Below are 12,277 nucleotides of genomic sequence, written 5' to 3' on the forward strand. Positions count from 1 at the left end.
TATTCACGAATAGTAATCACAGCTACTCGGAATAATCTTAACTACGTTATTTATTTTGGAAATTAAATATTATGAATAACTTGTGAGGAGTTATACAATTAATAACTTAAAATTTCATTAAGTTAACCAAGGTATTGATTGATACTAATTATGCACTCTCTTTGTTAATAAATTTGCGACTAATGCATACCCTAAAACCGATGCTGTTGTTCCAGTTGTCAGGATCGCTATTGTAGCGGTTGGCAGAACGGCAGCCTTCAGGATCGTTGTACCAGGAACCACCACGCAGCAGTCGAGCTTGATGATCGTTACTCTTGTCTACCCAGGCACTACCATCAACAGGCGCTCCTTTATAGCTATCGTGCCAGCGATCGCCACACCACTCCCAGACATTGCCATGCATGTCGTATAAACCAAAGGCGTTAGGTGGAAAATTTCCTACTTCTGTTGTCTGTTCTCGATATATGCCTTCTGGTGCTAAGGCGTAAGTGTTATTCCCGTCGTAGTTGGCTAACTCAGTCGTAATCGTCTTGCCAAAATGAAATGGTGTCGTTGTTCCTGCACGAGCTGCATATTCCCATTCGGCTTCACTGGGTAGACGATATTCCCGTCTTGTGTAGCTAGATAATCTGGCACAAAATTCTAATGTATCGTTCCAGGAAACTTGTTCTACTGGTCGGTTGTCGCCTTTAAAATTTGATGGATTTGGTTTTAGCTCACGGTTAATTTTGGGTAATTCTACTACTGCTTGCCATTGTGTCTGGGTGACTGGGTATTTACCCATGAACAGGGGTTGAAGGGTTACTTCATGCTGAGGTTTTTCATAGTCATATCCTTCTGATTCTGGTGAACCCATGATAAATTCCCCACCAGGGATAGCGACCATTTCTAGGGTAATACCATTTCCTAAGTCTTCAGTAAAATATTGGGCTTGACCTTTTTCTCGCTTAACTATCCGACCACTGATATCGACAGTCACTACGTCAAACCGAAAATCCTGTAGTTCGGTCTGTTGGGTAAGTGCAGATTGAGAAGCAACCGATCTATCTTCTGTTGGCAAAGTCACAGGCTCAGGAATTAAGGTAATATGTTCAGGGCTTTTAGAAAACTGTCCTTGTCGCTGGGCAATTCTCAGGAGTGCCTGAATTACCTGCATGTCTGAACCTCTCGCAACCACATTCACTCGAATCCATAGCTGTCTGGCTAATTCCCAATTTCCTTCGACTTCGGCTTGATAAGCGTCAAGTTTCATCGTGGCAATATCATGGAGAGTGGCGTAGTCGGGCAACAAAATCAGGTGTAGCTTGGCGGCAGGTTCGGCTGTAGCATAGGGATTTTGTTGAATTTTCCGGTACTGTTGGTTGATTGTTGGAACTCTCCATTGTAAATATCGCTCCAGCCTTTCGACTGTGGCACAGTTCCCTGAACCTGTTATCCTCAATCCCTCTAACAATGCTTGAGTGAATGAGCCGTGCTGCAACTGCTCAATTTCATAAGAGGTTTGATGAGGACTGCAAGAGTAAAAGGTGACTACTCCCTGATGTTCACAGCCAATACCCTCTCCGAGCCTATTTCTTTCATCACGGCAGGCATCTAAAAACAAAACTACATTATCAGCTCCGCTGCGGCGCAGTCTTTGGGTAACAAAATCAACAGGGATTGCCGTATGTTCCACATCTCCTGGGTCGCTATCCACAAGCATGAGATAGTCTCGCTCAGCTTCACGACGACCGTGACCAGCAAAGAAAAACCAGAAATTATCTCCTGATGTCAATAGTGGTTTTTCAAAGTTTGCCCGTAGGAACCGCCGCAAGTTACCGTAGGTGGGCTGAGTAGGAATGGATGCAGGAAAAGCCGGAATTGATTGTGAGTCTTCTGTAAATAGAAACACCCTGTCAAACTGCGCTTCTTTTTCAAACCAATCGCGCATTGCAAGAGCATCTAGTTTGGCGTAGTTTAGCGGCTGAAGGTTGTTGTACTGGTTAATCCCAATTGCGATCGCCCAATTAAGTGCCATTTGTGTGCTTGCATCTAGTTTTTGTTCCCCAATTTGGAGAGCGCTTTCCCGATTGAAAATTTACATATACTTTTATAGTAATGCTGGGTCATACAGCAGTACCATTAAAAGTAAAAAAGTTACCTATTATGGCTAGACCTCAAATTGTCATTAGGCTTCCCCACTACCTTTTTGAGCATCTCAACACCTACATTGAGCAAACTGGTGCATCTAAGACTGAGGTAGTAGTTGGTGCTTTGGCACACTACCTCGGATGTGGAGAAAATTTACCGCTAAGCCAAAGGGTAGCCCAGTTGGAAGCAAGGATGGCACAACTCGAAGCGTTGATGAAAAAGTCAGTTAAATCTCAAGCTGTTTAAACAATTAATTTTATGCCAGCAGAGATTTCCACTCCCGACGCCATCTGGATTCTTACCGAAGAAGCGTTTGAAACTGAAGCTAGCCGTGAAATTACAACTACTACAGGCGCAAGAAGTAGTGGAGATACAGGAGGACTACTTGGCACTGAAACTACTGAAGAAATAGTTGTTACCAAAAAAAAGATGAATTAGTCATTACTAGACGCAGAGTTGAGGTAAGTAAACTCAAGCAGGAAATGAAGGGATTTCTGCAAGCAATGAGAGAAATGTTGGATGAAGCGGAACAGCCTAATTCAAAAATGCAGTTGGATGAGGTGGAGTTATCTGTAGAAATTAACGGTGAAGGAAAAATCAGTAGCTGCAACTGAAGACATAGATGCTCTTTCTGCTCAAAAGTTATCTGTAGAAATTAACGGTGAAGGAAAAATCAGTCTGCTTGGGATTGGTAGCGCCAAAGCTGGGGGTAAAGGTGCGATGACATTTAAATTCAAGCGCAAATAATTGGCACTTTCTTATGGGTAGGAATTGGGCGATTGTTGTCGGGATTAATCACTATGAAATCCTGCGCGAGCGCTGCTTACTCAGTAGTGTTGATTAATTACCCATCACTCCCTACCGCGCGATCGCACCAGAAGTCTGCAAACGAAAACCCTCCACAAAGGAGGGTGTTATCTTGGATGTATAATTCCAAACACTTTATCCACCAAAGTTTAACCTAAGCTTATGCACTGGTAAAGGTGCAGTGAAACTACCTTATCCGGTTACTAATAGTGTTAATATTTTGACGTAAAACTCTATTCGATTACAATTGCAACTGCGGGTTTTACTCCCGCTTTTTTCGTTCAAGGCGATCGCCCTCCTACTGACCAAGTAAAGTACTGTAAGAGCCATTTTCAGTTTGCTCGCAAACTTTTCTCAAAACGGCGAGCGCTTGAAAATTTTGTACTATCCCCCTTCCCTCATACCTCTTCTGGTGCTGCGATCACCTAAAAGTTGGTCAACTGTTTCCATTAATTCGCCTCCACATTGTTAGTGGAGACCGTGGGAGTGTGGGGGCACCACGTTCTTGCTCCTAAGTTTCCATTAATTCGCCTCCACATTGTTAGTGGAGACTTCAAGAAGGGTGTAACTTGAATCATAAAATAGCAGTAACTGCCACATTATGATTTCACAAAGACATCGTCAGATTATTTTTTCACACAGATGGGAAAGTATAAAAATTGTGGAGATGGTACATATGTTATACATGTGGGTTAAACATAGACTTAGCATGTAACTTATAACGCGCAGAGATTTGACGACACAAGTCAGGGAAGTGTCTGTATAAATCTGCTGGGTCATATCCAAGCTCAGCTGCAACCTGCCTTAAAGATAATGGTTGTTCGGATGATAATGTAGTCTGTAGAGAATCTCGTACTTTCATAGAATCAAAGGAACGGTTAGTTTTAGAATGCTGCTGGCAACTGGGTAGTTCCTTTAAAACCACTGGATTGTTAATAGTGAGATTATTTAAGTAAACATCAATTAAAGAAACCGAAAGTCGGTAGCATACACGCACAAGCAAATTGAGTTGAGGAAGTGCATGACCAGTACGCCAATCTCTAGGGACTGTGGAACTCAGACACATTAAATCAGCAAAAGCTGTATTATTTCCACCAGTCGCAGAATTAATGCACAAGTCAATAGCAGTAACCAGACTTTCTCTTTGCGGTGCTTGGATTAAGTAAGGGGTATGAGCTAATAAATTTCCAACTTGTTCTACAAGGGGTAGTGTTACGGGGGCGCTCTTTGATGGCGCATATGAATGAGGAAACCTGTTGAGGCTATACCTCCACAGTCTGTCCAGTCAGACGGTGAACTCACGGGCGTAGTGACGGGTTGATGCTGACCCACAATGAAATAGCTGCCCGGAAAAGTGTACTCGTGAGCCGAACTTGGGTAGGCTGTCCGGCGAGGCTAGTTGAGAGATAATATGGCAACTAACAGAAAGTGTTGTGCATACCAACGGTAAACTACCACCCTGTCTATTACCCCAAGTAGGACAGCAAACGAATTCAGAGGTTTTATACCTTAAGAATTACCGAGCTAGGTTATTCCGTAATACCTAGAACAAAGGTTGAAATAGGTTAAACTGGTTACTCTATTTCCGTTTGGGATACCGCTGCATAGCGGGAATGGGTCAAAGTAAAGACACTGCCGCGCGTTATCTCGTAGTCATGTGCGACCAACCCAGGAGACTTCGTTTGCGAAGTGAGCAGTCCACGTTGAAGCCTAGAAGAGTCAGAACCATCTCCCGTAGTTGTGTGAGCTGCGACACACCAAGGAGGCGGTAACACCGACCACAGGGCGAAGGATGGTAGGAAGTAAACATTCCCCAATTAGAAATGTAAGCAGAGTTCGAGGAATATCGGATGATGAAGCCTAAATCAAAAGGGGATTACAAAGCAACCTTTTGGCTGTGGAGGAAAGTTTGTTTGAGGATGCGCCGGATGCGGTTATAAGCTGCTTGTCCGGTTTGGTGGGGGCTTCGGGGAAAAGTACCATAAAGGCAACTCGCCCCGATTCTACCCAATAAGCTGCGACCAGTGGCAAACTAAACAGTTTAGTTTAGAAAGAGATCATTAAAATAGTACATAAGTACCATTAGATTCCTTAGCAACCAAAATTTCTCCATTGCTATACAAAGGCGTGGATAAAGTGATGCGAAATCTTCATCCTGATAAAAGACCCCAAGTTCATCGCGCAGCCGCATATGTAAATTACCTTTTGGAAACGCAGCTTTGGCTACACGTACCGTTTCATCAGAAGAGGAATTTTTTCACGATGTAAGCACATATACTCGCCTCTAAAAGTATTTCTTCTAGTTTATTGATAATTGAGGCAGCTAAATTAATTTTCTTTTTCGGTGTATTACACGGTAAGCTACACCATTCTCTCCAAGTAATACACGGTAAATTCGCTATTTTTATGTTAAGCAATATTTCGCCAACAGTATCAGATATGTATAATTTTAGGCAATATATCTGAAAAAGCTTTCCCTGTATGGTTTTCACCGTTTTTGATAGTTTCATACAAAATTTTCTTCGGTAAATAGGTAAATAATGTAACTAAGTTTATTAAAATTTTATGTAAAATCCACAGGGTTATAATATGAACATACTTATAATCTGCTTTAGTTTCAGCAGTATACGGAAAGTTTCCACATACTAAATAGTTAGGCTGCAAAAGTTCAGTAATTGCTTAGTTACGGCCTTTCTACATGTTTTGTTCTTGGAGACTGTTTTCTAACGACTTTAGGAGTAAATTATATGTACCAACTGGCAGGCTTTCGTGATGTTGAAGATTTGAAGTGGAAAGTTGCAAGTGATCCCAACGTCATTCGTGCACTCGCAAGTTTTGCCCACATGCTCGGTTTTGGATGGTGTGGTGGAACGAGAAGCCAAGCAGTCGGAGAAGACTTTGATGTTAGGAAAGACGGCGACCGTTACGTTTTGCAAGCTCACTACAACAGTTCAGACCCATATCATGATGGTTATTGGGCAGACAAGCGTTTGCGTATCACTCTATCGAACTTTCGGATTGGATTCGATCCGAGAAGCTTCGTTTATGGTACCCCTGTGATCAAAGATTTGGCACCAGCTGCAATTGCTAGTTATCTTGCGCGCAACGAGAGCAATACAGAGGATTCTGTTACCAAAACCTTTACATTCCAACTTTCGGAGACAGTCACACATACTACTAATTATTCCTTTACAGAAGGAATAAAGGTTTCAGTAAAATGGGGTGCTAAAATACCATTTTTTGGTGGAGGTGAGACAACTACCGAGTTTTCATTTTCTGCGACCCAAGGTTGGTCTGACTCTACGGCAACAAATTACGGACAGCAAGATACTTCTACATACACAGGCAAGCTGCCAGCACGATCGCAACGGCTAATTCGATTAATTGCTAATCGTGTATCTTCCGACATTACCTATTCAGCTGTAGCCCAAATCGGTTTCGATATCGAATTTTACGGTTTTCTTCGTTGGTCGGGAAATGCTCGTTCTGACCATCCTCAGGATAGACCATTCGTTACTTTAAGCTTTGGTAACAGTACCTACAATGGTCTAGAGGACATATGGGACAAGTGGACACACCGCGAGATTACGGGATATTGGGGCTGGGATTGGGGGTGGATGCAACAAAATTTTGGAGGATGGCTCGACAATACGATGAATTTCATTGGTGGCGGGATTGGTGCGCCAACATCGGGTAAGTTTAATGATGTCAAGGGAACATATGTCTATACGTCCGCTGACGACCCTCAACCTATCCCAAGATCTGCTATGGCAGAATCAACTCCAGGAATGACAGAACTAGTAGCCGTGGGTGCGCTAGAAGCAGCACGTATGGCGACTATTACTGCAACTCGCGAAACGTTACGAGAAGTCTCAGGACTAAACGTACACATCGCTGACGAACTTCTTCTTCATACTGACGAAATCCCTGGAGCTAGGGTGATAGGAATCGAGTGATATCCAGGTTGGCGTAATACTAGGGCGTGTTTTCAAACTATTCGTTTAGCCTCCTAACTTTTTAGATCCCCCTAAATCCACGCCACTGAGGGAGTCGGGAAACCAGCCCAACACAGTGGCTCCCCTTAAAAAGGAGACTTTAAGAAACTCGGCTCAATACCATAAAGCCTCCTGTCTCGTAACTCCATTAAAGCCTTACCAGCTTCATAAAATGCTCGTTCCACCTTTCGCTCAAGATGGCTGCGATCGCGTTGTTCCTCCTCGGTCAGTTCTTCCAGTTCAACAACTTCGACTGATACGTTCTGTGGTAGGTCGAAATCGGTGCAGTCAGTGGATAACTGATGACGGATCGCATCAGTTTGCCCTCGGATTGGAATGTCTGTCATGATTGAATTAGCAAAAAAATAACTACTGCCCCGCACCTCGTTACAGGTCGGGGTTTTTCATGAGAGCCAACAATTTGCAACTTAAAAATTCAGTGCTTACTGCGATCGCCTGCAATCCGAGAACCTTTTGGGAGCGATCACACACTACAACATTTAGTCCTCTTGGGACTTCACAAGGGCATTTCGTCAATACGCTTGACCCTAATAATTAGCTCACCCCCAAGTAATTCAACTAGCTTTTTTACGGTTTCAAAGCGGGCTTGTTCAGGGTTGCGAACTGCCTTTCTGATATTAGTGCTGTATTTTTTGGATAGCTCTTTTTCATTAAGTTCTGGGTGTTCTAGTCTGCCGTACTCAATAGCTAGCTGGTTGTATGACCAGCCTTTTTCCTGCATTAGTTTTTCTAACACATTCATGCTAAGCATATAGTTTAAAATAACTAATAATTTATTTTAATCGAGCAGCTTTAGATGAACAGCCAGAGATGTAGTTTAGCTTCCCTCGCTTTCGTAGAGGGGGGTGATCTCTAGTTATCGGTTGTCCGGCATGTATCGAAAAACGTAGATATTGTAACCTTCAGACTCGCTAGCTCTGACTACCATTAACATGGGGCCGAAAAGTTAAATTAATCCTTTCGCCAATGGCGCGTGAGGTTTTTGGTACTTGATGAACCCAGCTTTCTTGGCATCCTGGTTTCATTAAAAATAAGCTGCCATGCTCCAACCAAAAATCGGTTATGCTTCGCCCGCTCTTTAAGCGCATTTGGAATTTACGGGTCGCCCCTAGACTGATTGAGGCAATTGCAGGAGAAGTCCCCATACTTGGCTCGTTATCGTTGTGCCAACCAACCGAGTCTTTTCCGTCACGGTAGCGGTTGCAAAGTACGATGTTGAATCGATAACTAGTCTCTAGTTCAATACGCAATCGCAATTCCTGCAAAGCAGCCGTCCAAGGTAGCGGTTCTAGCAAAACTGACTTTGAGTAAAGTTAATCACACCCTTTATCACCGTACATACATTCTAGTCTGGGTACGGGCATAGTTTTGCCCATAATTTTGATAGTGTTTTGGTGCCAGTTGAGGGTCTGACAGGTTCGTTTACATAAAAGGAACTGGTGAGACCACTTCCCGTATTGATGAGGAAGGCGCTCCAAAAGAGATTTCCCCGATGTAGACGCGCTTTAGGAGGCTTTTTATAGAGTGCCACGCGGACTGGAGACTGGGTTTGAAGCGGAAAAATTATAGCGATCGCAGCGATCAAAAGCCGCGCAGATCCAATAAATGGAGAGCGAAAAATTTCGGGGGAGATGGGCATTAATCATCCCAAAGACCTTGAAACCTGACAGATGCAAGTTCGGTATAACGCACTGTGTGCTGAATGTTTTTATGTCCTAAGTAACTCTGAATTGTCCGGGTGTCAGTACCTCGATTAGCCAGATAAGAACCCGTTCCATGCCGTAGCATATGAGCATGAACTCTAAAAGGTAGACCAGCTAACTGACCAGCCCGTTCAACAATTCCACCAACAGTATCAGGAGAGCGAAAAATTTCGGGGGAGATGAGGGACACAATGCGATAAGATGACTCAATGTTGGATTCTACTGAAACAGTCATATATCAATTAAAAGTGGTGCTGTTAGGCATCAGCCCAATGATTTGGCGACGGGTCAAAGTCAGCAGCGACAGCACAATAGAAGACTTGCATTACACGATTCAACTGGCAATGGGGTGGGAGGATATTCACCTGCACCATTTCATCGTCCACGGTAAGTATTATGGGATTACCCAACCAGGTGGAACCATTTTTAGCGATGCTGCAAAGCAGCCGCTACGCGAACGCGCCTGTGAGGTAAAACTCGCGTCCCTTGGGTTGAGGGAGAAAGAAAAAAGTTTTTATACGAATATGACTTCAGTATATGCCCATTAATGGGTGCATGGCGCTATTGGTGGCGGCATCAAATCAGAGTAGAAGCGATACTTACTCCAGATCCAAACCAAACTTACCCAATCTGCACTGATGGTAAAGGAGTTTGTCCCCCAGAAAACTGTGGTGGTCCTTGGGGCTTCATGAAAGCAAGGGAAGAGTTTTTTATTTCTGACGGTTAGAGCGTTTTGCTTCAATGTTGAGGAACAAGAAATTTGACATGGATAGAGAAGAAGCAAGCTCGCTACTAGCTTGGCTATTAGTTTATCAAAACCGCTTCGACCGTCAAAAAGTTAACCAACATCTACTACAATACGCTACCGGAGACAGGGAGTCGCTGTAATTTTCCAAGGGGATAGTGTGAAATTTAAAATCCAAGTAGTTGTTGAATCAGAATCAGGAGAAACCCAATTAATTCAAGAAGTTTTACAAATTGAAAAGGGTAATCTACAACCGGACAATTTAGGACTAACGCTAGCCCAAGGCAAAGAATTATTGCTTCAGACACAACGCAGCATAGTTAATCAACAAATAGCTCTATATCAAAAACAGCAAGAATTATGCTCACATTGTGACAAGAAGTTATTGCATAAAGATAAACGGACAATCACACATAGAACACCTTTCGGCAAATTAAAACTTCAATGTCATCGATTATTTGACTGTGCTTGTACCGAACAAGCAACTCGTAGCTTTAGCCCAGTAGCAAACCTACTAAAAGAGCGCACATCACCGGAATTGCTCTACCTAGAATCGAAATTTGCATCCCTAATGTCCTATGGGCTATCTAGCAAATTATTACAAGAATTACTACCAGTAGAAGGAGAAATAAACGCTACATCTATACGGAACAATCTACACTCACTTGGTAAGCGTTTGGAATCGGAGTTACCAGAAGAGGCAGGAATATTATTTGAGGGTTGCCAGAGGGACTGGGATAGACTTCCCAGACCTGATTTACCGTTGGTAGTGGGTATGGATGGAGGATATGTTCGTTTCTATGATGACTTTGTTGGCGAATTCAAAAAGCTCCTGCATGGAGGAAGATTTAAGTAGGGCTTGCTGAATAAGTCTCTAAAACAAATCTAGAAGCCACACAGCTTGCTGTTAGGGTTGTTTCGTCGCTCAGTTTCCAAATTTACCCAGCGATCGCTTAACATAGTGCAAGGGTTTTGAGACTCTAGATGTTATAACGAAGCACTTGCTTGGTGGAAAAAGGCTTAAACCCCTTATCTGGACTACCTTACACTTTTATTCAGCAAGCCCTAAGTATAGATGTAGTAGCTTTTTATTTTTGACTCAATTGGGCGATGAAATTTGATAAAGCTTTTTTGGCTGCTTTGTAACCAGGAGCTTGTTTACCTAAATGCAATTGTGCTAATACACGCTCGCTCAGGGCTTCTAAATTAGGAGGAGAAGTGTTTGGCTGCTGCTCTAATGCAGTTAGGCGCTCACTAAGGCGTTGTTGAATTGCTAGATTATCTGCTAGACGTGTTTCTACTTGAGCCAAACGAACATAAAGAGATGATAGAACTTCTGGTATGGATTCAACAGTAGAAGTATTGCTAGACAAAGCTTTTTTCAGAGCTTGAATAATAAAGTCTGTTTGAGTAATGTTGTCCGCTTTGCACTTAGCTTGTATAGCAGCGAAAAGATTTTTATCAAGCCGAAAATTTACTTGAATCCGCTTCTTATCCTCCATCACTTTTCTCCCTAGTCTAGCTTCTGTGTATCATAAATGAGTCTAGTTATTTGATAGACAAATGTGTTAAAAGTCTTATCATTCCGTTGATAGACTTTTGCTAGATAACACCTGTGGTGGTTCAATAAAATTAAGCCAAATAAAACCAGGGTGTGGAACGTAACGATGTCACTCCAACCGGAAACAGCCTTCCCAATTCCAGAAGAGACTGTCCGTGTAGCTAAGGCTTCATTTCCGCTCTTGAAGCATATATATCAGGATGCGGGACGAGTTAGGGGTATTTTATTCTGATGAAGCGTTCGCTGATTTATTTCCTCGGCGTGGACAACCAGCTATAGCACCAGCCCGTCTAGCAAAGCGTGACCGTAATGCAGTATGCTGAGGGGTTAACTGATAGACAAGCCTAGAAGTGCTGTTCGTAGTCGAATCGATTGGAAGTATGCTTTGGGACTAGAATTAACCGACCCTGGTTTTGATTTTTCAGTTTTAAGCGAGTTCCGTTCTCGGTTAATTGATGGCTCGCACGAGAGGCAACTGCTTGATTTGATGCTTTCTTGTTTTGTTGAAAAAGGCTTGCTCAAATCTCCTAAACAACAACGTACAGACTCATCTGATATTCTCGCATCTATTCGTGTATTGAGCCGCTTGGAAAATATAGGTGAAACTCTACGTTATGCCTTGAATACAGTCTTCTGTTGTTGCACCAAATTGGCTGCAAACAATAGTTCCCAAACCAGAATGGTACGAACGTTATGGAAGAAAATTTGAAGATTCTCGACTACCTTCTAATCGAGAAGAACGTACATCAGAAGCTGTAAGAATTGGTACTGATGGAATCTATTTATTAGATGCAATTTGGTCTGATTTAGCTCCTAGTTGGTTGCGTCAAGTAGAAGCTGTAGAGATTCTCAGACTGGTTTGGATACAACAATTTTCTGTTGAAAACGATGTAGTTAAATTACGGTCAGCCGACGAGATTCCTCCACCATCCATTATAATTAACTCTCCCTATGACCCGGATGCAAGAAGAGGAAATAAACGCACCACTACATGGACTGGTTATAAAGTTCATTTGAGTGAAACTTGTGATGAGGATGCTCCTCACTTAATTACTTATGTGGAAACTACACCAACAAGTGATAGAGACCATGAAGTCATTGATGAGCTTCATGAAAATTTAACTGAAAGAGAGATTTTACCATCAGAGCATTTGGTTGATACTGGCTATATAGATGCTCAATTACTTGTCGATTCTAAACAGAAATATAACGTTGATTTAGTTGGTCCTGCTCCTGTTGATTCACTCCGGGCAATCACGTGCTCAAAAGGGTTTTGGTTTGGCTGATTTTGAAATAGATTGGTCACAACAAGTTG

18 protein-coding genes and 1 pseudogene are annotated in these 12,277 nt (G+C 42.7%); 12 read left to right on the top strand and 7 right to left on the bottom strand.

Annotation, left to right across the window (positions count from 1 at the left end; all coding sequences use genetic code 11):
• Nucleotides 1-148: 148 nt before the first annotated feature.
• On the bottom strand, nt 149-2,017 hold the full coding sequence (locus FIS9605_RS0132705) for an SUMF1/EgtB/PvdO family nonheme iron enzyme (RefSeq protein WP_026736264.1): 1,869 nt from the start codon (nt 2,015-2,017) through the stop codon (nt 149-151).
• Nucleotides 2,018-2,145: 128 nt separating this feature from the next.
• Between FIS9605_RS0132705 and FIS9605_RS39215 the strand changes: the two genes are divergently transcribed.
• The 4 genes from FIS9605_RS39215 to FIS9605_RS43550 are packed head-to-tail and all read left to right on the top strand — an operon-like array spanning nt 2,146 to nt 2,877.
• The gene (locus FIS9605_RS39215; RefSeq protein ID WP_035140705.1) at nt 2,146-2,376 is read left to right on the top strand and encodes a hypothetical protein; all 231 of its coding nucleotides are present in this window, start codon (nt 2,146-2,148) and stop codon (nt 2,374-2,376) included.
• A 12-nt stretch (nt 2,377-2,388) separates the two neighbouring features.
• Complete coding sequence (locus FIS9605_RS45805; RefSeq protein WP_231510563.1) at nt 2,389-2,568, top strand: hypothetical protein; 180 nt, start codon at nt 2,389-2,391, stop codon at nt 2,566-2,568.
• A gap of 44 nt (nt 2,569-2,612) precedes the next feature.
• Nucleotides 2,613-2,744, top strand: a complete 132-nt coding sequence (locus FIS9605_RS46335; protein ID WP_269321119.1) for a Pepco domain-containing protein — start codon at nt 2,613-2,615, stop codon at nt 2,742-2,744.
• Nucleotides 2,716-2,877, top strand: coding sequence for a Pepco domain-containing protein (locus FIS9605_RS43550; protein ID WP_155960650.1), 162 nt, complete (start codon nt 2,716-2,718; stop codon nt 2,875-2,877). The genes FIS9605_RS46335 and FIS9605_RS43550 overlap by 29 nt, the downstream gene beginning before the upstream one ends.
• A 739-nt stretch (nt 2,878-3,616) precedes the next feature.
• Here the strand turns inward: FIS9605_RS43550 and FIS9605_RS0132720 are convergent.
• Nucleotides 3,617-4,054, bottom strand: coding sequence for a hypothetical protein (locus tag FIS9605_RS0132720; RefSeq protein ID WP_026736265.1), 438 nt, complete (start codon nt 4,052-4,054; stop codon nt 3,617-3,619).
• A 1,630-nt stretch (nt 4,055-5,684) separates the two neighbouring features.
• Between FIS9605_RS0132720 and FIS9605_RS39230 the strand changes: the two genes are divergently transcribed.
• Nucleotides 5,685-6,893 (top strand): aerolysin family beta-barrel pore-forming toxin, encoded by a 1,209-nt coding sequence (locus FIS9605_RS39230; RefSeq protein ID WP_051470249.1) that lies wholly within the window; start codon nt 5,685-5,687, stop codon nt 6,891-6,893.
• A gap of 125 nt (nt 6,894-7,018) precedes the next feature.
• Here the strand turns inward: FIS9605_RS39230 and FIS9605_RS0132735 are convergent, their stop codons facing one another.
• The 4 genes from FIS9605_RS0132735 to FIS9605_RS46340 form a co-directional block, all read right to left on the bottom strand.
• The gene (locus FIS9605_RS0132735; protein WP_026736266.1) at nt 7,019-7,279 is read right to left on the bottom strand and encodes a hypothetical protein; all 261 of its coding nucleotides are present in this window, start codon (nt 7,277-7,279) and stop codon (nt 7,019-7,021) included.
• Nucleotides 7,280-7,449: 170 nt separating this feature from the next.
• Nucleotides 7,450-7,704, bottom strand: coding sequence for a hypothetical protein (locus tag FIS9605_RS0132740; protein ID WP_197036228.1), 255 nt, complete (start codon nt 7,702-7,704; stop codon nt 7,450-7,452).
• A gap of 160 nt (nt 7,705-7,864) precedes the next feature.
• Nucleotides 7,865-8,248: an alpha-ketoglutarate-dependent dioxygenase AlkB family protein gene (locus FIS9605_RS39235; RefSeq protein WP_051470250.1), complete on the bottom strand. Its 384-nt coding sequence runs from the start codon at nt 8,246-8,248 to the stop codon at nt 7,865-7,867.
• Nucleotides 8,249-8,591: 343 nt separating this feature from the next.
• The gene (locus FIS9605_RS46340) at nt 8,592-8,891 is read right to left on the bottom strand and encodes a tyrosine-type recombinase/integrase (RefSeq protein ID WP_082209940.1); all 300 of its coding nucleotides are present in this window, start codon (nt 8,889-8,891) and stop codon (nt 8,592-8,594) included.
• A 37-nt stretch (nt 8,892-8,928) separates the two neighbouring features.
• On the opposite strand from FIS9605_RS46340, the gene FIS9605_RS46345 reads away from it, so the two are divergent.
• The 4 genes and pseudogenes from FIS9605_RS46345 to FIS9605_RS39250 form a co-directional block, all read left to right on the top strand.
• The gene (locus FIS9605_RS46345; protein WP_269321120.1) at nt 8,929-9,204 is read left to right on the top strand and encodes an IS1096 element passenger TnpR family protein; all 276 of its coding nucleotides are present in this window, start codon (nt 8,929-8,931) and stop codon (nt 9,202-9,204) included.
• Entirely contained in the window at nt 9,204-9,383 is a 180-nt protein-coding gene (locus tag FIS9605_RS46350; RefSeq protein ID WP_026736268.1) for an IS1096 element passenger TnpR family protein, read from the top strand. The genes FIS9605_RS46345 and FIS9605_RS46350 overlap by 1 nt, the downstream gene beginning before the upstream one ends.
• Before the next feature lie 38 nt (nt 9,384-9,421).
• The gene (locus tag FIS9605_RS46355) at nt 9,422-9,544 is read left to right on the top strand and encodes a hypothetical protein (protein ID WP_269321121.1); all 123 of its coding nucleotides are present in this window, start codon (nt 9,422-9,424) and stop codon (nt 9,542-9,544) included.
• A gap of 17 nt (nt 9,545-9,561) precedes the next feature.
• Nucleotides 9,562-10,206, top strand: a pseudogene (locus FIS9605_RS39250) (ISKra4 family transposase); the annotation flags it as partial.
• A gap of 283 nt (nt 10,207-10,489) precedes the next feature.
• On the opposite strand, the gene FIS9605_RS39255 reads toward FIS9605_RS39250, so the two are convergent.
• A complete protein-coding gene (locus tag FIS9605_RS39255) occupies nt 10,490-10,903 on the bottom strand; it encodes a hypothetical protein (RefSeq protein WP_035140622.1) in 414 nt (137 codons plus the stop codon).
• A gap of 165 nt (nt 10,904-11,068) precedes the next feature.
• On the opposite strand from FIS9605_RS39255, the gene FIS9605_RS46360 reads away from it, so the two are divergent.
• The 3 genes from FIS9605_RS46360 to FIS9605_RS45820 all read left to right on the top strand — a co-directional run bounded on the left by FIS9605_RS46360 (nt 11,069) and on the right by FIS9605_RS45820 (nt 12,248).
• The gene (locus FIS9605_RS46360) at nt 11,069-11,194 is read left to right on the top strand and encodes a hypothetical protein (RefSeq protein ID WP_269321122.1); all 126 of its coding nucleotides are present in this window, start codon (nt 11,069-11,071) and stop codon (nt 11,192-11,194) included.
• Between the two features lie 102 nt (nt 11,195-11,296).
• A complete protein-coding gene (locus tag FIS9605_RS45815; RefSeq protein WP_269321126.1) occupies nt 11,297-11,671 on the top strand; it encodes a transposase in 375 nt (124 codons plus the stop codon).
• Between the two features lie 112 nt (nt 11,672-11,783).
• The gene (locus FIS9605_RS45820; protein WP_026736270.1) at nt 11,784-12,248 is read left to right on the top strand and encodes a hypothetical protein; all 465 of its coding nucleotides are present in this window, start codon (nt 11,784-11,786) and stop codon (nt 12,246-12,248) included.
• The last annotated feature ends 29 nt before the right edge of the window (nt 12,249-12,277 follow it).

It is taken from the genome of Fischerella sp. PCC 9605, assembly GCF_000517105.1.
In the GTDB taxonomy this organism is placed as follows: domain Bacteria; phylum Cyanobacteriota; class Cyanobacteriia; order Cyanobacteriales; family Nostocaceae; genus PCC9605.

Coding starts and splice junctions, on each gene's coding strand:
- FIS9605_RS46345 (WP_269321120.1), top strand. CDS start 8,929: ATGATTTGGCGACGGGTCAAAGTCAGCAGCGACAGCACAATAGAAGAC.
- FIS9605_RS46340 (WP_082209940.1), bottom strand. CDS start 8,891: ATGACTGTTTCAGTAGAATCCAACATTGAGTCATCTTATCGCATTGTG.
- FIS9605_RS46350 (WP_026736268.1), top strand. CDS start 9,204: ATGGGTGCATGGCGCTATTGGTGGCGGCATCAAATCAGAGTAGAAGCG.
- FIS9605_RS39255 (WP_035140622.1), bottom strand. CDS start 10,903: ATGGAGGATAAGAAGCGGATTCAAGTAAATTTTCGGCTTGATAAAAAT.
- FIS9605_RS0132740 (WP_197036228.1), bottom strand. CDS start 7,704: ATGCTTAGCATGAATGTGTTAGAAAAACTAATGCAGGAAAAAGGCTGG.
- FIS9605_RS46355 (WP_269321121.1), top strand. CDS start 9,422: ATGGATAGAGAAGAAGCAAGCTCGCTACTAGCTTGGCTATTAGTTTAT.
- FIS9605_RS39230 (WP_051470249.1), top strand. CDS start 5,685: ATGTACCAACTGGCAGGCTTTCGTGATGTTGAAGATTTGAAGTGGAAA.
- FIS9605_RS39215 (WP_035140705.1), top strand. CDS start 2,146: ATGGCTAGACCTCAAATTGTCATTAGGCTTCCCCACTACCTTTTTGAG.
- FIS9605_RS46360 (WP_269321122.1), top strand. CDS start 11,069: ATGTCACTCCAACCGGAAACAGCCTTCCCAATTCCAGAAGAGACTGTC.
- FIS9605_RS45805 (WP_231510563.1), top strand. CDS start 2,389: ATGCCAGCAGAGATTTCCACTCCCGACGCCATCTGGATTCTTACCGAA.
- FIS9605_RS0132735 (WP_026736266.1), bottom strand. CDS start 7,279: ATGACAGACATTCCAATCCGAGGGCAAACTGATGCGATCCGTCATCAG.
- FIS9605_RS46335 (WP_269321119.1), top strand. CDS start 2,613: ATGAAGGGATTTCTGCAAGCAATGAGAGAAATGTTGGATGAAGCGGAA.
- FIS9605_RS0132705 (WP_026736264.1), bottom strand. CDS start 2,017: ATGGCACTTAATTGGGCGATCGCAATTGGGATTAACCAGTACAACAAC.